This window comes from Staphylococcus caprae (assembly GCF_002902725.1).
Classification (GTDB): Bacteria; Bacillota; Bacilli; order Staphylococcales; family Staphylococcaceae; genus Staphylococcus; species Staphylococcus caprae.
On sequence record NZ_PPRT01000028.1, the window covers coordinates 81,309 to 102,446 of the forward strand.

Here is a 21,138-nt window from a genome sequence, read left to right on the forward strand (position 1 = left end):
CTCACTCTCCTTTAGTATTATTTTACTGTCAAATTAATGTTTAATCAAATATTTTAACTTTCAAAAATCGCTTTAAAAATAAATATAAAATTAAAGCAATGAAACTGAGACATACTGATAATACCCCGATTTGTGCTGTATGTGAAGCAATAAAATCATAGTACGGGAACTGTCCGTAACCATAGTCTATGACATCGTTGATGCACACCCATATAAAACTAACAATAAAACCCAAAATAGTCACTTTAAATCTCGGATAAAAATAGATTGCCTCGCACGCCATTATGCCATGTGAAAGTATCAGCATCACACCATTGATTGTAGCTTCGCCTTGTTCTGCAATCATTAAAATATTCATAATCACAGCCCATACACCATACTTAAACAGTGTCACAAATGCTAAAGCATCAATCATAGCTATATTTCTATTAAAAAGCATGAAGAGTATGGATATACACAAAAATAGTGAAGCTGTAGGACTATCTGGTACAAATGGTTTGAAATAGTTTGGAGTGATAAATAGTTGTCCGCTATACCAATCATATCCATAGATGGTTCCTAATATATTACATATGAGCAGTATGATAAGTATCCATCTTTGGTAAAGGCTAGTCTCCCATATCCACTTGTACGTATTCATCGCTCTTCCTCATAAGTTGAATCCACATGTCTTGCTTTTAAGGCATTTAGTATTTGTGTGAGCTGATAAAACCGCTCAGGTTCATTCATTTGTAAACTTAAATCGATATTATCTTGAATATTCTCAATTAGTGACGTTTGCTTTCTTTGATTCATAGAAATGGCGTATAAATCTTGCACATAAGAAGAATAACTAGGCGAATGCATGAGTTGCGCTAATATTAAATCATCCAGACGTGGTTCTTGGTGATTTTTTGCAAAATGAATCTGAATATCTAAACGAATAGTATGGTTTGCGATATAATCAAAGATTTCATTTGTATTAATATACGTTTCATCTTCTGTCGTAAATTGAATTGCAGAAGCGTGTGTGTTCACTTCTGCAATTTCTAATGTATGATGCTGTTTAATTTTGTCATTTACAAAATGTACCAAATTGAGTTTATCATGATTGGCTTTCAAATAGTTTAACACCCAAACGGTAATTCTCGATTTGAATCGATAATGAAACAACAGGTATTCTAGAAAGCTTTGTTTCATTCGTATGAGCGATTCATTCATTTATATTCACCCACTCTACTTACGATTGCATTCTCATAGCTTCATCATGCCAAGTTTCATTACTAGGATCAATGTCTAATAATTGATTTAAAATCGCTTTCGCTTCGTCTTTGTGACCGATTTCTAATAAGTAGAAGTAATAGTCACCTAAGAATTCTGATTGTGTCTGTAATGTCGGATATGCGAGTTCAAAGAAATGTTGCGCTTCTTTGTCTCTTTCTTCTTGACCATATGCATACGCTAAATGCCACATAAATACTGGGTCTAAATCTTCTTCATCCACGAAAGTGAGAAGTTCAATAATCGCTTCGTAATCTTCTTCGCTGCGATATAAATCACTTAAGATTAATAACGGTTCATGGTACGCATTGTCAACTTCTAATGCTTGTTTTAATAATTCGACACCTTCATTGGCATCGCCATGTTCAATTTCCAAGCTCCCTGTAGAAACCATCAGTTCTTTATAGAATTGGCTAAGTCGAAGCCCTTCTTTACCAGTTTCGATCGCATCAGGGTAATTCTTTTCATTTTCGTAGAGAGATTGAAGATAGAAGTACCCTTGTATAAAGTCTGGATCTTTAGAAAGTAAAGTCTTCATAATTTTAATTGCTTCTTGGGTGAGGTCATTCTTCTCATATGCAATAGCTTTCTTGAAATAATCTTCTGAAACCATTTCCTCTTCACTGATTTCATCGAATAAACCAATGGCATCCGTATAGTTACCACTTTGTAAACTGCAATCAGCCATTCTTGAAAATAAATTTACACCATTGACTTGATATTCACCAGTTTCTAAAACAGTTTCATATTCTGTTGTAGCTCGTAAATATTGGCCATCGTAATAAAGTAATTCCGCTAAAGCAAAATGAATAATCGGATCGTTTGGTTCAAGTTCTAATGCATCTTGAAGTTTATCAATCGCGACTTCTAACATATTGATTTGTTGGTATAAATCAGCTTCGAGCATTAATTTCTCTGTAGAAGTTTCTACTTCGGCTAAATATTCTAATGCTTCATCTGTTTGATTCTCAGACATGAGTCCTTCGATAAAGTAAATGAGTAACTCACTTTCGTCTGGATATTTATGATACAACGTTCTAAAAACTTCTAAACCTTGAGGTGTTAACCCGAAATTGTAGAGGGTTTCACCAAGAATGAATAATGCATCGTCGTTGTTAGAACTTAATGCTTCATTCACACGAGAGTCTAAATTGTCTAATTTTTGTAGATTGATATCGTCTATTAATTTATAGATATCTTCCATGGTTTATTTTCCCTCATTTTCTAAAAGCTTTAATTTTGGTAAGAAACCTGGGAATGAGACATTGACAACATCAAATTGCTCAATGGTTAAAGGCTCGGAACTTAAAAGTGAAGCAACTGCTAACATCATGCCAATACGGTGATCTGTTTGACTATCAACTGTTGCACTCGCTTTAAATTCAGATGGATGTATAATCAAACCATCATTTGTAGGTTGCAAACGAAATCCTAACATACCTAGCATATCTGCAGTCGTATCGATACGATTCGTTTCTTTGACCTTTAATTCTTCTGCATCTTTGATGATACATGTACCTGAAGCTTGTGTACACAATAACGCAATTACAGGTAGTTCGTCGATCGCTCTTGGAACGATATCGCCTTCAATCGTCAATGGCTTTAAATTCGGTGTATATTTCACGCGAATCGATGCTGTGGGTTCAGCTTCTTCAGTGACATGACTGAGTTCAATGTTTCCTCCCATTTGTTCAACGATGTCTATGATACCTGAACGTGTAGGGTTAATGCCAACATTATGAATTGTGATGTCGCTACCTGGAGTAATGAGTGCTGCAACAATAAAGAATGCCGCTGATGAGATATCTCCAGGGACGTGGAAATCCTTTGCTTTAATATGTTGGATGGCGTTTGGAGATGTTTGTATTGTTTTGCCATTGACTTTGATTGGTATATTGAAATGCTCGAACATTGTTTCAGTATGATTTCTACTTATATCAATTTCAGTTACTGTCGTTGCTTCTTTTGAAAAGATACTCGCAAATAGAATCGCACTTTTTACTTGAGCACTCGCAACCTCCATTTGGTAATCGATACCTTTAATGGTTGATGGCTTAATAATTAAAGGTGTGTAATTATCCTCTACTCCTGATATACGTGCATTCATTTTTAATAGTGGTTTAAGCACCCTATCCATTGGACGTTTACCAATTGAAACATCACCTGAAAGTACGCTCTCGATACCCAATCCGCTGAGTAACCCAGCGAGTAAACGTGTAGTTGTACCAGAATTACCAGTATATAACACTTGATGTGGCGTATGAAAATGTTGATAACCAGGTGAATCGATAACGATTGTGTCCTCATTTTCAGTGATAGAAACGCCTAATAATTTAAAGATTTCCATGGTTCTGCGACAATCTTCGCCTAACAAAGGTTTAAAAATTGCTGTTTGTCCAGTGGCTAGAGAGGCGAGCATTATCGCGCGATGTGTCATAGATTTATCGCCGGGAACTTCAATTACACCTTTCAGTGGGCCGTGAATATCAATGATTTCGCTTGTGGACATGTTGTTCACCTACCTTATATATGATTGTAATACATGAAATGCTTTAATATGTGTTGCCTTATCAACATGAACAACAGTGGGTTTACCCCAATCTTGAAGTAAAACCATTTGGATACCTTCTTTATTGTTCTTTTTATCTAGTAACATGAAGCGATATGTGTCATCAAAATTAAGTTGAGATATGATGTCTAAAGGATAATCCAAACGTTGCATGTAATTGATAAAGTGTTGAACATCATAGTTTGTACCCAATAACTCATTTGCAACGATAAATTGATATAAAATACCAATCATTACAGCATGACCGTGTGGTATTTTATGTTCATATTCAACTGCGTGACCAAAAGTATGCCCTAAATTAAGGAATTTTCTTGTACCTTTTTCTTTTTCATCTTCAACGACAATGTTTAATTTCGTTTGAATGCCTTTGAATAGGTAGTCGTCTAAGTTCTTCAAAGATGATAAATCGTCGTGGGTATTGAAGTTGTGCTCGATGTGAGCGGTTGCTTCCTTACCATTCAGTAAGGCGTGCTTATAAACTTCTGCATATCCACTCAATATTTCGCTATAAGGCAAAGTTTCTAGAAAATCTAAATCATAGATGACGGCATTTGGACGATAAAATGCGCCTATCAGATTTTTACCGTGCTGCGAGTTAATGCCCACCTTACCTCCGACACTTGAATCGTGCGCTAATATTGTCGTCGGAACTTGGATAAATCCAACACCTCTCAATAATGTAGCTGCAATAAATCCGGCGAAATCCCCTGTTGCACCGCCGCCTAATGCGATGATACATGTGTTACGTGTGAGCTGTTTGCTTAATAATGATTCAATCGTTTGTTGATATTGTGCAAATGTTTTAGATTGTTCACCAGCAGGTATGATGATGTGTTCTGCGTGATGTTTAGAAATCAGGCTATTGATTTTTTCGGAAAATTGATGATACACATTGTCATCAATAATAAAGAATACTTTGTCATAATCTTTAATATATGTGTCCAGATATTTAATGGCATGATGTTCTATTATAATTGGATAGTTGTTATTTTCATAAGTTGTTTCAAGTTTCATCTTATCACCTCTATTAGCATGGTGGGGTTAAAATTCAATGTTCAATTGGCGACGTTCTTCAATTTGAGCTTTTAATTGGTCGATATGATTAGATTGGAATTCTTCCAGTAAAGCTTTCGCTAATTCGAAAGCAACCACATGTTCACAAACTACACTTGCAGCAGGGACAGCGCAGCTATCAGATCGTTCTATTGTCGCTTTGAAATCTTCTTTCGTATTAATGTCAACAGAATTTAAAGGTTTATACAGTGTAGGAATTGGTTTCATTACCCCGTTGACGATAATAGGCATTCCGTTACTCATGCCGCCTTCAAATCCTCCGAGATGATTAGAGCCTCTATAGTAACCTTTCTCGCTATCATAATGTATTTCATCTTGTATTTCGCTACCAGGTTTTTCAGCTGCTTTAAATCCTTCACCAAAACTGACCCCTTTAAAGGCATTAATACTGACGACACCCTGTGCAATTCGGCCATCTAGTTTACGATCATAATGAACGTAACTTCCCACACCTACAGGCATATTCTCTGCCATGACTTGGACTACGCCACCGATGGAGTCTCCTTCTTTCTTCGCTTCATCGATTTTGTCGCGCATGTGTTGTGCTATGTCTTCATTAATCACACGTACATCATTTTTGTCTATATTTGCTTTGAACGTCTCAGTATCATATAGCCCTTCGTCTTTAATACCACCGATTTCTACAACACGACTGTACATATGAATATCTAGTTGTTCTAGTAAAATTTTAGACACAGCGCCGACTGCAACACGTGCTGCAGTTTCTCTTGCGGATGAACGTTCTAAAACATTTCTTAAATCACGGTGATTATACTTCATTCCCCCAACAAGATCGGCATGGCCAGGTCTTGGTTTCGTGATTGTACGCTTCATGTTTTCTCGTTCTTCATCGCTGATTGGTGCGGCGCCCATTATTTTTCTCCAATGTGTAAAATCATCATTAGTGACGACCAAAGTGATTGGACTACCAAGTGTAAAACCGTTTCTTACACCAGATACAATTTCGACTGCATCTTTTTCGATTTGCATGCGTCGTCCTCGTCCGTATCCGCCTTGACGTTTAAACATTTCCTTATTAATATCTTCAGCTTTAATTTCTAAATTAGCTGGTACACCTTCAATGATGACTGTAAGTTGTGGACCATGTGATTCACCAGAAGTGAGGTATCTCATGAGCGCACACTCCTTTCTATTCTTTATTGCATTAAATTGTAATATGTTTAATATATTATCATATTCATTCACACAACATAAGTCTTGGAAGTTCTCATCGTCAATTATATTTTCCAAAAGAAAACACAAAAAGAACTGACTTAACATAAGTTAAATCAGTTCTATGTGGATAAAATGAAATTCATTTATATAAATTTTTATTCGTATAACCAATCTTCTCTTGGTGAAGTGTAGTCAGCAATTTCATTACTGCTAAACCATAATTTAATTTCACGTTGTGCGGATTCAACAGAATCAGAACCGTGAATAATATTTCTTCCTACTGTTAAACCAAGATCACCTCTAATAGTGCCTGGTGCTGCTTCAGAAGGATTTGTACTACCGATAATGTGACGAGATACTGCAACAGCGTCTTCACCTTCTACCACCATTGCAAATACAGGAGCTGAAGTAATAAATGAAATTAACTTTTCATAGAAAGGTTTTCCTTCATGTTCACTGTAGTGTTTTTCAGCTAATTCTTTAGGAACTTGCATTAGTTTACCGCCTACAAGTTTTAGCCCTTTGTTTTCAATTCTAGAAACAATTTCTCCAATTAAATTTCTTTGTACTGCATCTGGTTTAATCATTAAAAATGTACGTTCCACTTTGTGCTTCCCCCTGTGAATATGTTTCATTCATTTACCGAAATATGTATAGGTAATAAATCCTATTTAACAAGATAAGCAATTTATCCTGCCACCTTTCCATAGTAACAGGATAGTAAAACGCTTTCAACTCTTGTCACAGAACTTACTTATTTCTACTGCCCATTTTTTTAATTAATTTTCTAAATAGTGCTTTATTTGGGTTGTCCTCTAACTCGTCAATAAGCTTAATTGCTTTATTTAAATATTTTTCGCTTATAACTTTTGACTCTTCAATGCTTTGTGATGTTCTGATCGTTTCGATACATTCATCAAATGCTGATTGTGGGCTTTCAGGGTTTAAATCAGCAACTTTTTGTTTGAACGCTTGATCTTTTCTCATTTCTAAAAGTACAGGCAAAGTAATATGACCATTCATGAGGTCACTCCCTACAGGTTTGCCTAATTTCTTTTCAGAACTTGTGAAATCTAATACGTCATCAATGATTTGGAAACTCATTCCAATATAATGACCAATCATTTTTAATTTACGAACCACTTCGTCTGAAGCATTAGAAGTTAGAGCGCCAACTTCAGTGGCTAGTTGAATCAACAACGCAGTTTTACGGTTGATACGTCGCAAATAATTAGTGATATTTTGGTCGCTATTAAATTGATCTTGGAATTGGAACAATTCACCCTTACATACATCAACGATAGATTTAGAGATGATGTTATGTACACGGCTATCTTTAATTTCAGATAAATGTTGAAGACCTAAAGCAAGTAAAAAGTTACCTGTCAAAATGGCTGTCGTTTGATCCCATTTCTTAGAAATCGTAGGACGTCCACGTCTCTTGTCGCTCTTATCTATAACATCGTCGTGAACTAAAGTCGCCATATGAATAAGTTCTAAAGCTACGGCAACGCGATACGTATTCTCTGAAGTGTCTTTACTATCACCGAATTGACTGCTTAAAATAACAAAAACAGGTCTAACCCTTTTACCACCTGAAGATAATAAATGGAAAGCAGCATCCTCTAAAGTTTGATCAGAACTTTTAATCGCATGTTGTAGACGGTCTTCAACCTTTTTAATTTCGTTATTAATGTTTAACTTTGCCACGTTAATCACCTTTGGTAGAATCTTTTTCTTTATAGCCAAGGTGCATTGCAGCAACGCCACCTGTAAAGCTACGTACTTTGATATTGTTGAATCCTGCTTCAAAGAATAAACGTTTCAACGTTTGTTTATCAGGAAAATTAAATGTCGATTGTTGTAACCATTCATACTCTTCTTTTGATTTTGCGAACATTTTTCCGAAAATAGGCATAACAAATTTAAAGTAAAGACTGTAAACTTGTTTAAATACTGGTAATGTTGGTTGACTTGTTTCAAGACATACGACCTTACCGCCTGGTTTAAGCACACGGTGCATTTCCTTTAATGCGCCTAAATAATCAGGGACGTTTCTAAGTCCAAATCCTACAGTCACGTAATCGAATGTATTGTCTTCAAATGGTAAATTCATCGCATCACCATGTACAAGTTCAACGTTATTTAATGAAGCCGTTTTTTCCTTACCAACTTCGAGCATATTTTCACTGAAGTCTAAACCAGTCACTTGACCGCTGTCACCTACTGCTTTACTTAGCGCAATTGTCCAGTCTGCTGTGCCACAACATACGTCTAGGGCTTTGCTACCTTCTTCGACACGCATGTCTTTCATCACATGTTTTCTCCAAACTTTGTGCTGTTCAAAGCTAATAATATTATTTAATCTATCGTATTTTTGCGAAATATTTTGAAATACTGTATGTACTTGTTCTTTTTTTGCTTGATTTTCAGCCATGTTCATTACCTCTTCTTTTTGTATAGCTTTGATTAATATCTTTGAAAAATTGATCAATTGCATCTTTCGTATATTGTTTTAAATATGATGGATAATAACCATCATATTTTGAAGTTAAGTCTTCAAATAAAACGAATTTATCAACGTCATCTTTGAAATGAGAAATCGTAATATATGGGAATAGCACTTCAATATCGATGATAGCTTCATTCATGTCTCGTTTAGGCAGGGCGTGTTGATGAAGCGAAGATTTAAGCTCATTCACTTTTACTATAGCTTTACTCATATTTAATTGATATGAAGGATCATCCATTTCTGCTAGCAAGGTATAATAATGAGCACTTAATAAATCACCTATTAAAATTGCGTTCTTTGATAAGTTATTTTTAGTAATATCATCTAAATGACGCATTGAAGTGTCAATAGTGAGGCAAGCAAGTTTAGCTATCTCAGGAATTTGATATGAATCTAATAAAGCACTTAAAGATGAATTAATATGTATTGATTCATAATCATTAATCCCTTTAAGCTTATGTTCTATTTGTCTGTTTAGTTTGCTTATTGTCGTTTCCATGTTCACACCTCACGATATTATCATAACTAATAGTAACATTATATGTATGAAAATAAAATCTATAGGAGTTGTTCTTTTGTAGTAATTACGCATCTATTTATATGTTAGGTTGTAAAAATCACATTTATCTTTAGTTATGTAAAAAAATGAACCTATTACATTGTGGGCCTTCATAGGTTCAGATTAAATGTTATATAATTGGAACGCCTATATAAAGAATGTAAAAAGGATTACATTAGTCTGATGCCTAATGCATAAGAACGCCTAAAATTTTTAAAAATTAGACGTTCTAAAATAATTAAAAAAGCCCCTGAGGGGCTTTTTGTAAGTAAAATTATTTAACAGCATCTTTTAATGCTTTACCAGCTTTGAATGCTGGTACTTTACTTGCAGGGATGTCAATTTCTTTACCTGTTTGAGGGTTACGGCCTTTACGAGCAGCACGTTCACGTACCTCGAAGTTACCGAAACCGATTAATTGTACTTTTTCACCTTTAGCAAGTGAGTTTTGGATTGATTCGAAAACAGCGTCAACTGCTGAACCAGCTTCTTTTTTAGTTAAGTCTGCTTGTTCTGCAACTGCATTAATTAAATCAGTTTTATTCATTATGAATTCACCTCCTGAGGTTTTATAATGATATGCTTGATATCATTATGCTATGACTTTAACACACTGATTACTGTCATCGCAACGATTTATACAACAGAAACGTTGATTTTACGCGATTTGCAATTAAATTTATAAATATTCGCTCAAAAATAGTAATAATACACTAATTATTCAGCTTTTTTATCTCTTCCCATTAATTCTTTAACACTATCTTTAACAGGTACATCTTCGAATAATACTCGATACAATGCACTTGTAATTGGCATATCTACATTTTCTTCTTTAGCTAAGTGATAAACAGATTTTGTAGTGTAAACCCCTTCAACAACCATGTTCATTTCTTTTAATGCATCGTCCATTGTTTTACCTTGGCCTAATTTATAACCAAGTGTGAAATTTCGAGAATGTGTTGACGTACATGTAACTATTAAATCGCCTATACCCCCTAAGCCTAAGAAAGTCATAGGGTCAGCGCCTAACTTTTCGCCTAAGCGACTAATTTCTGCTAAACCTCGTGTCATTAATGCGGCTTTAGCATTATCTCCAAAGCCCATACCTGCAACAATACCACTTGCGACAGCAATAATATTTTTTAGTGCACCACCAAGTTCTACGCCGACAAGGTCGTTGTTTGTGTAGACTCTAAGATAGTCATTCATAAATAAATCTTGAATCAAAGCACTAATCTTCTCATCTTTAGAAGATGCTGCTACAGTTGTTGGTTGTTTAATTACAACTTCTTCAGCGTGACTTGGACCAGAAAGCACTCCAATACCAGCATTATGCTCTGGTGAAATAGAATCTTCTAACATCTCAGATACACGTTTGAACGTCCCATTCTCAATACCTTTAGCAACATGGATAAATGTTTTCTTCGATTCAAGCATTTCATCTATGTTTGAAGCGACTTCTCTCATTGCTTTTGTAGGTAATGCCATAAGAAAAATATCTGAGAATTGTGTAGCTTGTTTAAGATCTGTCGTCGCTTGAATAGATTCTTCTAATTTTGCTTCTTTTAAATAGTTCTTATTCATGTGGTGTGTATTTAATTCTTCTACACTATCGTTATTTTTACCCCACATTAATACATCGTGACCATTTTGTGCTAAGACATTAGCTAGTGCAGTACCAAAACTACCCATACCAAATACTGTAATCTTTGTCATCTTTAAATCCCCTTTGTTGATTAATTTCTTTTTCTAGGAATAATATGGATTGGTGTTCCTTCAAATCCAAATGCATCTCTAATTTGGTTCTCTAAGTAACGTTTGTAAGAGAAGTGCATTAATTCTACATCGTTGACGAACACAACAAATGTTGGAGGTTCGATCGCAACTTGCGTCGTGTAAAATACATTTAATCTTCTACCTTTATCAGTAGGTGTTGGATTCATTGAGATTGCATCGGTTACCACTTCGTTAAGTGTTGAGCTTTGTACACGTTTCTTATGATTTTCACTTGCTTCCTTGATATATGGGAAAAGTGTTCTCAAACGTAAGCTCTCTTTAGCAGAAACGAATGCAATTTGAGCATAATCTAAGAATTGAAATTCATTTCTAACGTCTTCAGTAAACTTCTTCATCGTTTTACTATCTTTTTCAACTGTATCCCATTTATTTACAACAATGACGATAGCTTTACCTTCTTCGTGTGCATATCCTGCTACACGTTTGTCTTGTTCGATAATCCCTTGTTCAGCATCTATAACAACGAGGACTACATTTGATCGTTCGATTGCTTTTAATGCGCGTAAAACGGAGTACTTTTCAGTGGATTCATAAACTTTACCTTTCTTACGCATACCGGCAGTATCAATTAATACATAATCCTGATCTTCATATGTATATTCTGTATCGACTGCATCTCTCGTCGTACCTGCAACATTAGAAACGATAACACGTTCTTCACCTAAAATTGCATTAACTAGACTAGATTTTCCCACATTAGGTCTACCAATAATAGACAATCTAATTGTATCTTCGTCATATGGATCTTCAGTTTCTTCGCCAAAGTTCTCCACCACAGCATCTAATAAATCCCCAAGGCCTAGGCCGTGTGAGCCTGAAATGGGATACGGATCTCCGAAACCTAATGAATAGAAATCATAAATATCATTTCGCATTTCTGGATTGTCGACTTTATTCACTGCTAGAACTACAGGTTTCTTAGATTTATACAACATTTGTGCAACCATTTCATCACTTTGAGTCAGACCTTCCCTTACGTTTACCATAAAAATGATAACATCCGCTTCATCAATCGCGATTTCTGCTTGTGCACGTATTTGTGTTTGGAAAGGTGCATCTCCAATTTCAATACCACCTGTATCTATGATATTAAATTCATGAGTTAACCATTCACCTGACGAGTAAATTCGGTCTCGTGTTACGCCTGGAGTATCTTCAACAATTGATACACGCTCACCGACCACTCTATTAAAAATTGTAGATTTCCCAACGTTAGGTTTACCCACAATTGCCACTATAGGTTTAGTCATAAGGTAACTTCCTCTCTTTCTTAATCTCTATAATTTTATCACATGAATGCGCGTATTCAAAACTGGAGTAAGTCGCATTGATGATATGTGAGTATGTATATTGTTGTTTTTAAATTTTAAAAAATAAAACCCCAATTAATGTTCAAAGAACGCATTCATTGTTCTAAGACTTAATTGGAGTTTGTAACATACATTATACAAGAAATTTAATTATTACTATTAGAATTTAAGGTCTTTAAATTTATCTCCGAAAACATCACCTAAAGTTGGATTGTCTTCATCGTTATCGTTGTCTAGATAAGATTGAGTTGTGGATTCATCACTTTCAATCACATCTTCTTTAGGTAATGTTGCTTTGATAGATAATGAAATTCGTTCATTTTCTTCATCAATACCTAAAATTTTAACATTTACTTGTTGACCTGGTTCTAATTTTTCACTTGGTGAACCGATATGTTTATGATCGATTTCAGAAATGTGAACTAAGCCTTGTACTGCAGGTGCAATCTCTACAAATGCACCAAAGTTAGCTAGACGTACTACAGTACCTTCAATCACGTCATCTTCGTGGAATTTACCTTTAATATTTTCAAAAGGTGTTGGTAAAGTATCTTTAATAGATAATGAAATACGTTCAGAATCTTTCTCAACAGATTTAACTTTAACTTTTACTTCGTCACCAACTGATACCACTTCTTCTGGTGATTGAACATGTTCATGAGATAATTCGGATACGTGAACTAAACCATCCACACCACCAATATCAATGAAAGCACCGAAGTTAGTTAGGCGAGCCACTTTACCATCAATCACATCGCCTTCGCTAAGTGAATCTAATAGCGATGCTTTTTTAACATCGTTTTCAGCTTGTTCTACAGCTTTACGGCTTAAAATGACTCTATTGTTCTCAGGATCTAATTCTTCCACTTTAATGCGGATTGTTTGTCCATCAAATACAGAGAAATCTTCAATGAAATCAGTTGAAATTAGTGAAGCTGGTACGAATCCTCTTTGACCAACATCTACGACTAAGCCGCCTTTAACTACTTCAGTAACTTCAGCTTCAATCACTTCATCATTATCAAGTTTTTCTTGTAAGTATTCATATGATTTTTCAGTTTCAAGTTGTCTTTTAGATAAAATGTATGCACCTGAGTCATTTTCTTCATCGAACTCAATTTTAGTGACGTAAGCTTCAACTTCATCGCCGACTTTCACTACTTCACTTGGGCTCTCGATGTGGTGAGTAGAAAGTTGGCTAATTGGGATGATACCGTTAAACTTACCTCCATTAATGTGCACAACAACTTGTTTATCTTCAACTTGTTGAACTTCACCAGTGACTTTGTCACCCTCTTTAATGTCATTAATCATTGATTCATTGAATTCTTCAGTCATCTTGTTTGCCTCCTTAAACACTACATAATTATAACATCTTATAAACTGACAGAATTGTCAAGAAATTCTACTTTCAAACGGGCAATCTTAACATGGTTTACTTTATCTTAAAATTGCTTCTGTCAACATTTGGTTCATTACCTAAAATTGATATAGTTTATTAACGAATTGAAATGCATCATTTTTAAACACGTAATTTTACTCGACTATATAGTTTGAATGACCATCACTTATTAAGATATGTTAAATTATAATTTTGAAAAAATATAGTTAGTAACTAATCACAGATGCAAATCTTATTTTCCAAGTTAATTATATATAATATTAATACTTAATTAAACCGATATGCTTAAAAAGACTATGATGACGTACCAATAAGATACACTATCATAGTCTTTAAGCTTTAAATTTATTTTAAGTTTTCAACCATTTCTAAAATTTCGTTTGTAACTTCTTCAATTGATTTCCCGGTTGTATCTAAAGTAATTGCATCGTCTGCTTTCTTCAGCGGAGAAATTTCGCGATTCATATCATAATGGTCGCGATCTTCAATTTCTTGTTTAAGTTGTTCTAAATTAGAATCAATACCACGTAACTCATTTTCCTTTTGACGGCGTTCAGCACGTTCTTCAACTGATGCAATCATATAAACTTTGAGTTCGGCGTTTGGTAACACGACAGTACCAATATCCCTGCCGTCCATCACTATTCCTTTTTTAGCAGCTAAATCTTTTTGAATTTTAACTGCAAACGAACGTACAGGTTCTTTTGAAGCAACGTAAGAAACATGATTTGTGACGTCATTCTCTCTTAAGTAGTCTGTCACATCTTGACCGTCTAAAATTATTCTTTGACCTTTTTCTTTATCATAAGTTAATTCTAATTCAGTATTTTGAATTAATTCATCGAAATTTTCAGGTTTGCCATTTTGTAAATATTTATATGTAATGGCACGATACATTGCTCCTGTATCAACATATATCATAGTTAGACGACTGGCAACTTGTTTCGCAATTGTGCTCTTACCTGCAGCTGCTGGTCCATCTAATGCAATATTGATTGAACTCATTATTAATTAACCTTCCTTGTTGTTTTGTAAATCTTATTTTATCATAAAAAAGTAAAAAATTAATAGGAGGAAAGATTATGAAAAGACTCCTTGTTATACATACTGGCGGTACAATTAGTATGTCACAAGATGCTACAAACAAAGTTGTTACCAACGAGGAAAATCCTATTTCCCAACATCAAGATATTATTAATCAATATGCTGAAGTTGAAGAAACACATTTACTCAATGTGCCTTCTCCTCACATGACGACAAAGAATGTCACACGACTTAGAGAAACGATTATTCAATGCGTGAATAATAATGATTATGATGGCTATGTTGTTACTCATGGGACGGATACACTCGAGGAAACGGCCTTTTTATTAGACCTATTATTAGATATTGATGAGCCTGTAGTTATTACCGGTGCAATGAGATCGTCTAATGAAATTGGGTCAGATGGTTTATATAATTTTATTTCAGCAATTAGAGTTGCCTCTTCAGATGCTGCTTTAGGAAAAGGAGTCATGGTCGTCTTTAATGATGAAATTCATACAGCGCGAAATGTAACGAAAACGCATACTTCAAATATTAATACATTCCAAAGTCCTAATCATGGTCCGCTTGGTGTATTAACAAAAGACCGAGTGCAATTTCATAATCATCCATATCGACAAACTTCCTTTAAATCAATTAATCATCAACTTAAAGTGCCACTTATCAAAGCCTATATGGGAATGGAAAGTGACTTATTAGATTTCTATGCTAATCAAGAAATAGATGGTTTAGTTATTGAAGCACTCGGACAAGGAAATCTCCCTGCGACATGTTTATCTGGACTTCAGCATTGTCTTGATAAGGGCATCCCGATTGTACTTGTTTCAAGATCATTTAATGGTATTGTTAGCCCAGTATATGCTTATGAAGGTGGTGGTTTTGATTTATTTGAAAAGGGAGTCATCTTTTCAAATGGATTAAACGGACCTAAAGCACGACTTAAATTATTAGTTGGTTTAAGTCAAGATATGAATCATCAGAAACTTAAAGCATACTTTGAAGAATAAATTCTAATTTGTATAATTACGAAAAATCATGGCAACTATAATAATAAAATGTATGGAATAAATAAAAATGATCCCTCAGAAAATATTAAAACTTTCTGAGGGATTTGTTATACCTAAACGAATTGATATGTGTAAATGATTTAACTTAAGTTTCTAGAGGTGTTTGTTTCTTACTAAGAATACTTTGAGTAATGATTCCACCATGATACTTACCGTTTTCAATGAAAATAGTATTTGCATCATTTCCTGCAGCAATCACACCTGCAATATAACAGTTTTCTACATTCGTTTCATACGTCTCACGATTGTAAACTGGTGCTGTACCGTATTCGTTCGTATTGATTTCAATTCCGATTGATTTTAAGAATTCATAATCAGGATGATAACCTATCATTGCAAACACGTAATCGTTATCGATTTCAATTGTACGGCCATCCTTTTCATAAGTGACTGTATCTTCAGTAATCTGAGTCACGTTCGCGTTAAATTCCATTGTAATCTTTTCATGAGTAACTAATGACTCGAAATTTGGTAATATCCAAGGTTTAATTGCCTTGGGATATCTTTCTCCACGATAAATGACTGTCACGTTTGCGCCTGCTTTTTCTAATTCTAGTGCAGCATCTACAGCAGAATTTTTACCACCAATGATTACAACATTTTGGTTGAAGTAAGGATGTGCTTCTTTAAAGTAATGGAATACTTTTGGTAATTCGGCACCTTCAACTTCTAAAGTATTATGTTGGCCATAATAACCTGTTGCAACTGTTAAAAATTTACATTCATAGACATCTTTTGTCGTAGTGATTGTAAATTTGTTATCAATCTTTTTAACTGTTAAAACTTCCTCGAATGGATGGATATTTAATTGATGATGTTTCACTACTTCTCTGTAATAAACGAGTGCTTGATTACGTCTTGGTTTACTTTCTTCAACAATAAATGGAATATCACCAATGCTTAATTTGTCACTTGATGAAAAGAAAGTTTGATGTGTTGGATAATTGTAGATTGATTCTACAACGTTCCCTTTTTCAATAACTAACGTTTCGATACCTTTTTTCTTTTGCTCAATCGCAGCACTTAAACCACATGGGCCACCACCAATAATAATGCTTTCAACTCTTTGCATGATTTGCCCTCCTTTAATCACCAAATCATTATATCAGTTATTACTTAATTTAGCTAAGCATGAATTGTATAAAATCAGGAAAATTTCATGCAATATAAAAAACGCCCTCTCAGCGTGAACTAAGAGGACGTTAATCATTATCGATTAAAATCGTTTTATTGAGGAATAACTAATGTTTGACCGTTATGGATGTTATTACTGTTTAATCCATTTGCACGTTTAATTTTGTCAACATTTTCTTGAGTACCACTACCATAATATTGGATTGCGATACGATATAGATTTTCTTGTCCATTTACAGTGTGTGATTGTTGACCTTGTTTATTTTGTTGGCCATTATTCCCTTGTGCTGCATTACCATTGTTTTGTTGATTGTTTTGGTTTTGAGTACCTTGGTTTTGGTTATTAGTTGTGCCGTTTTGGTTATCGCTATTTGAGTTATTACCATTTTCATCTGATCCAGATGCATTACTATTTGAGTTTGATGAATTGTTATCTGAAGATGATTTATCTTTATTTTTGTCTTTATCTTTGTCACTAGCTGCTTTATCTTTGTCATTATCTTTCTTGTCTGAATCTTTCTTACTTTGATCAGAAACTTTGTTATCATCATTTTTACTATCATTATGGTTATTTAATGCCATACCGCCAAAGATAGCAATGGCACCAAGGATAAGTACAGCGGCGATAAGTGGTAATAATATTTTCATTAATCCACCTTTTTTCTTACCATCATGATTATCTTCGTGATGATGTTGACGACGTTGTTCATCTCTATGTTGGTTTCTATCATCGTGTTGTCTATGATCACCACGTTTGTCACCATTTTTGTGTTTATCATGTTCATGCTTCGCTAAACCAGCAGCTCCGGCAGCACCTGCAGCCCCAGCACCTACAGCGGCAGTTTTCTTACCTTTGCCAGACTTTTTATCATGTTCATGATTATCATGTGTCGTTTCATCATTTCTATAACGGTCATTTTCGTTGTCATGATGCTGTTCACGGCTCGTATTTCTATCAGAATGATTTTCTTCTTTTTTATCATGATGATGTTTAGCTGCACCAGCCACGCCTGCAGCGCCAGCTACACCTGCGCCAGTTGCTGCAGCTTTTTTGCCTTTATTAGAAGAATGGTTATCATCTTTTGAATCATGCGTAGCGTTTTCATCGCTACTTTCGTGATGATTATTAGAGCGACGTTCATGATCGTCTGTAAGGTCATTATTATGGCCTTCATTTACTTTCGGGCCAGGACGAGCTCCAGATTTTTTGTTAGCCTCTTTTGAAGCCTTTCCAGTAGCTCCTGCTCCAGCAGCACCTCCAGCAATTGTTGCATCTTTACCACTAACAAGTCTATCATCTTGAGCGCCTTGTTCGTTTTGCTTATCGTTACTAGAACGGTTTGCGTGCGCATCATTATCATTAGAACGAGATGCTGTGTCGTAATTATCATTTTCACCATTATGTAATGAAGTTTCATCATAACGGTCATCTAATGAATTATTGCTATTTTGTGAGTGTTCGTTATTATCATCTTCATGTTTGTTATGATTTGTTGCAACATCTCTGCGTCTTTTACGACGTTGCGCGTTTCTTGGAGGAAAATGTTGATTTGATTTATCCTCTACATTTTCTTTTGTTTCATCTTGTTGTTCTTCATTTGTACGATTATTGTGTTCTTCTGGATCAATAGATTGACGATTTTTTTCAAAATCATCTTTAAAATTATTGTTAGACACAAGCATCATCCTTTCTTTGTTTTATGAAATTATTAACGTTACCATTTCTATACCCACGTCATCACGTGAATATGTATGAATTTTAAAATTATTTAACACATTTATATTGGTATTACACATTAATTATAGCTTGATAAATTTCTTTAAGTAAAGCGATAGCTAGGGTTCAAACAAATTTTTGAGTTTTTCTTCATAAGTCATTTTTCTTTTCACTTTTTTACGATTAAAATTTTTAATTTCCTCCAAATCGGTATCATTATCACAACATTGATTTGGTTTGTCTGGATGTTCATTAAAGAATTCCAGTAAATAGTGGCGACGACATTGGTCTATATCTTTATATCCAAGCATACGCATATAGCCTAAACGTTTACGTTGATATGACTTTTTGAAAATACTTCTAAGCTCACTCACAGAAAATTGTCGATACAACGTTTCCAAGATTTCTTTCTTATCAGGAGGTAAGAAATCACCTAATTCAAACATTGAAATATCTTCATCAGTAATCATATCTGTAAACAATAAAGTTTCTAATAAAAAGCGATCATCAGGTTGATATAAACTTATGGCCTGACTCAATTTACCATCTCGCCCAGCACGACCAATTTCTTGTAAATAGTTTGATGGACTTGAAGAAAGATGGAAATGAATCACGGTGCGTATATCTTTTTTATTAATGCCCATTCCAAATGCACTTGTTGCGACGATAACGGGTATGTCATTGTTTAAAAACTGTTGTTGTACGGTCTGTCGTTCTTGATAACTTAAATCTCCGTGATAAATCCCTGTTAAAAATCCTGCATCATATATTAAATTTGCGAGTTCTAAACATTTTTTCTTAGAAGATATGTAGATAATTGTAGGGCCCGAATAATTTAAAAATGGAATAAGCCATTCTATTTTCTCATCATCATCATTAAAATTTCTATGTTGTAAAGAAATATTCTCGCGACTCATACTTGTCTTAATCACATTAAGTTTCACATTAAGTATTTGAGTTAAATCCTCATCTAGATGAGGTGGTGCAGTTGCAGTTAATGCAAGCACACGAGCTTGCTTAAAATGTGAGATAATCTGACCAATTAATGCATAATGAGGTCTAAAATCATATCCCCATTCCGATAAGCAATGTGCTTCATCTAACACAATAAGACCAAAATCAATACGGGAAATTAATTTAAAGTTTTGTGGTTGTAATATGTATTCTGGACTCAAATATATAAAGCGACTTTGCGGAAGCCGTTTGATATTATTTCTTTTTTCAACTTCGTCCATTCCAGAATGTATATAGGCAACTTGCGATTCACCGTTTAACTTCATTTGCATCACTTGATCATCCATCAGTGAAATAAGTGGTGAGATGACTAGCGTTGGCTTTTCGATAAGATATGTTGGGAATTGATAACATAAACTTTTCCCACTGCCAGTTGGAAGTATGCCTAATGTATGTTTGCCTTCTAAGACGCTTTGTATAATGTCTTTTTGGCCGGGCTTGAAAGTTTTAAATCCAAACCAGTCTTTCAGTTTATCCTCTAGCATTTAAATCGCCTCGCTCAATACCTACAATCACTAATTTAATTTGAAAATAAGTCAAATCTTCAAATTCGTTCTTATATTCTCTTAATCTTAATCCTTTATGATTATTATAATACGACACAAACTGTTTGAGTCTCGTTTCTTCTATATAAGTAGAATAATCTTTTTGGTAACCTTTGATGAAAATTTCTAATACATGGTCTTCGACTGTATTAATTTTAACATTTTGACGTTCAGCAATCTCTTTCATAGTTACTCCAGTACGCAGTTTTTGATAACTTAAATAGGTTTGATTTAACAATGGTGGTAAAATCACAGTTTGGGACAGTATTGGATATCTTAACTCATGTTCAATTTCTTCTATTAAATCAATAAGTTGAACCATTTCAATTTCAAATAGTTCAGATTGCTTCATCTCTTCGATTAGACTAATTTGTTGTCTTGTATACATAGGTTCATCGTAACCTTGTAAATAATAATGAAGATAATTCGTGTTGTGCTTCTTTTGAATTGTCTCGAAAAGTAAGTAAATTTCTTTGATCAAATCTTCTTCTAAATGATTTGTCTTGATGTGACTATATAGTTGTTTAACTTTTTGTTGAATAAAAGTGTTTTGAACTGCGGGTACAAATTTAAAAGATTGTTTACGTGTATGTGATAAAGTTTGAATAAGCAGTTGTATACAACTAAATGTTTGAATTAAACTATCATATGTATAACGAGAATTTGTTTTAATTGTAAATTTACTTTCAAAATCATCCATTTGGAGTATAAATCGCTCAAAAGTAGGATATTTTAAATTGGGCAAACTATGATATAATGACAAAAGTTGTTGGCTCGAAGCATCAAAAAACGTTTGATGAGACTTCTTGCCTATTAAAATATTATAAATGCTTTTATTTGTTTTGTAGTTATATGCATGATTAATGGCATAAAATAATATATGGTTCAAATTAAAACCTCACTCTATAAAACGAATATATTGAAATGAAAAATGTCGATGTCTACAATTGTATTAGCA

The 21,138-nt window shown here is 34.3% G+C and carries 20 protein-coding genes; 1 reads left to right on the forward strand and 19 read right to left on the reverse strand.

Annotated elements, in window-relative coordinates; all coding sequences use genetic code 11:
- Positions 1–40 precede the first annotated feature (40 nt).
- The 15 genes from CD155_RS05690 to cmk form a co-directional block, all read right to left on the reverse strand.
- Complete coding sequence (locus tag CD155_RS05690) at positions 41–640, reverse strand: DUF1405 domain-containing protein (RefSeq protein ID WP_103212773.1); 600 nt, start codon at positions 638–640, stop codon at positions 41–43.
- A complete protein-coding gene (locus tag CD155_RS05695; protein WP_070831275.1) occupies positions 637–1,200 on the reverse strand; it encodes a YpiB family protein in 564 nt (187 codons plus the stop codon). The genes CD155_RS05690 and CD155_RS05695 overlap by 4 nt, the downstream gene beginning before the upstream one ends.
- A 19-nt stretch (positions 1,201–1,219) precedes the next feature.
- Positions 1,220–2,464, reverse strand: coding sequence for a tetratricopeptide repeat protein (locus CD155_RS05700; protein WP_070831272.1), 1,245 nt, complete (start codon positions 2,462–2,464; stop codon positions 1,220–1,222).
- Positions 2,465–2,467: 3 nt separating this feature from the next.
- Positions 2,468–3,769 carry a 3-phosphoshikimate 1-carboxyvinyltransferase gene (gene aroA / locus CD155_RS05705; protein ID WP_103212774.1) on the reverse strand — a complete coding sequence of 434 codons (1,302 nt, stop codon included), beginning with the start codon at positions 3,767–3,769 and terminating at the stop codon, positions 2,468–2,470.
- 9 nt (positions 3,770–3,778) lie between these two features.
- On the reverse strand, positions 3,779–4,843 hold the full coding sequence (aroB, locus tag CD155_RS05710) for a 3-dehydroquinate synthase (RefSeq protein ID WP_103212775.1): 1,065 nt from the start codon (positions 4,841–4,843) through the stop codon (positions 3,779–3,781).
- A gap of 27 nt (positions 4,844–4,870) precedes the next feature.
- Positions 4,871–6,037 (reverse strand): chorismate synthase, encoded by a 1,167-nt coding sequence (aroC, locus tag CD155_RS05715; RefSeq protein ID WP_103212776.1) that lies wholly within the window; start codon positions 6,035–6,037, stop codon positions 4,871–4,873.
- A gap of 197 nt (positions 6,038–6,234) precedes the next feature.
- Entirely contained in the window at positions 6,235–6,684 is a 450-nt protein-coding gene (gene ndk / locus CD155_RS05720) for a nucleoside-diphosphate kinase (RefSeq protein ID WP_037541453.1), read from the reverse strand.
- A 145-nt stretch (positions 6,685–6,829) separates the two neighbouring features.
- Positions 6,830–7,789 (reverse strand): heptaprenyl diphosphate synthase component 1, encoded by a 960-nt coding sequence (locus CD155_RS05725; protein WP_037541455.1) that lies wholly within the window; start codon positions 7,787–7,789, stop codon positions 6,830–6,832.
- 1 nt (position 7,790) lies between these two features.
- Positions 7,791–8,516, reverse strand: coding sequence for a demethylmenaquinone methyltransferase (locus CD155_RS05730; RefSeq protein ID WP_256605060.1), 726 nt, complete (start codon positions 8,514–8,516; stop codon positions 7,791–7,793).
- On the reverse strand, positions 8,509–9,090 hold the full coding sequence (locus CD155_RS05735) for a hypothetical protein (RefSeq protein ID WP_002442970.1): 582 nt from the start codon (positions 9,088–9,090) through the stop codon (positions 8,509–8,511). The genes CD155_RS05730 and CD155_RS05735 overlap by 8 nt, the downstream gene beginning before the upstream one ends.
- A 334-nt stretch (positions 9,091–9,424) precedes the next feature.
- A complete protein-coding gene (gene hbs / locus CD155_RS05740; RefSeq protein WP_001043863.1) occupies positions 9,425–9,697 on the reverse strand; it encodes a non-specific DNA-binding protein Hbs in 273 nt (90 codons plus the stop codon).
- A 170-nt stretch (positions 9,698–9,867) separates the two neighbouring features.
- On the reverse strand, positions 9,868–10,866 hold the full coding sequence (locus tag CD155_RS05745; RefSeq protein WP_103212778.1) for an NAD(P)H-dependent glycerol-3-phosphate dehydrogenase: 999 nt from the start codon (positions 10,864–10,866) through the stop codon (positions 9,868–9,870).
- A gap of 20 nt (positions 10,867–10,886) precedes the next feature.
- Positions 10,887–12,197, reverse strand: a complete 1,311-nt coding sequence (gene der, locus CD155_RS05750; RefSeq protein ID WP_002442974.1) for a ribosome biogenesis GTPase Der — start codon at positions 12,195–12,197, stop codon at positions 10,887–10,889.
- A gap of 219 nt (positions 12,198–12,416) precedes the next feature.
- Entirely contained in the window at positions 12,417–13,595 is a 1,179-nt protein-coding gene (gene rpsA, locus CD155_RS05755) for a 30S ribosomal protein S1 (protein WP_037541457.1), read from the reverse strand.
- Positions 13,596–14,004: 409 nt separating this feature from the next.
- Complete coding sequence (gene cmk / locus CD155_RS05760) at positions 14,005–14,664, reverse strand: (d)CMP kinase (protein ID WP_002442977.1); 660 nt, start codon at positions 14,662–14,664, stop codon at positions 14,005–14,007.
- A 77-nt stretch (positions 14,665–14,741) separates the two neighbouring features.
- Here cmk and CD155_RS05765 point away from each other — a divergent pair, with 77 nt between their 5' ends.
- The gene (locus CD155_RS05765) at positions 14,742–15,710 is read left to right on the forward strand and encodes an asparaginase (RefSeq protein WP_002442978.1); all 969 of its coding nucleotides are present in this window, start codon (positions 14,742–14,744) and stop codon (positions 15,708–15,710) included.
- Between the two features lie 145 nt (positions 15,711–15,855).
- On the opposite strand, the gene ypdA is transcribed toward CD155_RS05765, so the two are convergent.
- The 4 genes from ypdA to CD155_RS05785 all read right to left on the reverse strand — a co-directional run bounded on the left by ypdA (position 15,856) and on the right by CD155_RS05785 (position 21,069).
- The gene (gene ypdA / locus CD155_RS05770) at positions 15,856–16,842 is read right to left on the reverse strand and encodes a bacillithiol disulfide reductase YpdA (protein ID WP_037541459.1); all 987 of its coding nucleotides are present in this window, start codon (positions 16,840–16,842) and stop codon (positions 15,856–15,858) included.
- 155 nt (positions 16,843–16,997) lie between these two features.
- A complete protein-coding gene (ebpS, locus tag CD155_RS05775; protein WP_103212779.1) occupies positions 16,998–18,581 on the reverse strand; it encodes an elastin-binding protein EbpS in 1,584 nt (527 codons plus the stop codon).
- A gap of 159 nt (positions 18,582–18,740) precedes the next feature.
- On the reverse strand, positions 18,741–20,120 hold the full coding sequence (locus CD155_RS05780) for a RecQ family ATP-dependent DNA helicase (protein WP_103212780.1): 1,380 nt from the start codon (positions 20,118–20,120) through the stop codon (positions 18,741–18,743).
- The gene (locus tag CD155_RS05785; protein WP_103212781.1) at positions 20,107–21,069 is read right to left on the reverse strand and encodes a YpbB family protein; all 963 of its coding nucleotides are present in this window, start codon (positions 21,067–21,069) and stop codon (positions 20,107–20,109) included. The genes CD155_RS05780 and CD155_RS05785 overlap by 14 nt, the downstream gene beginning before the upstream one ends.
- Positions 21,070–21,138: the final 69 nt, after the last annotated feature.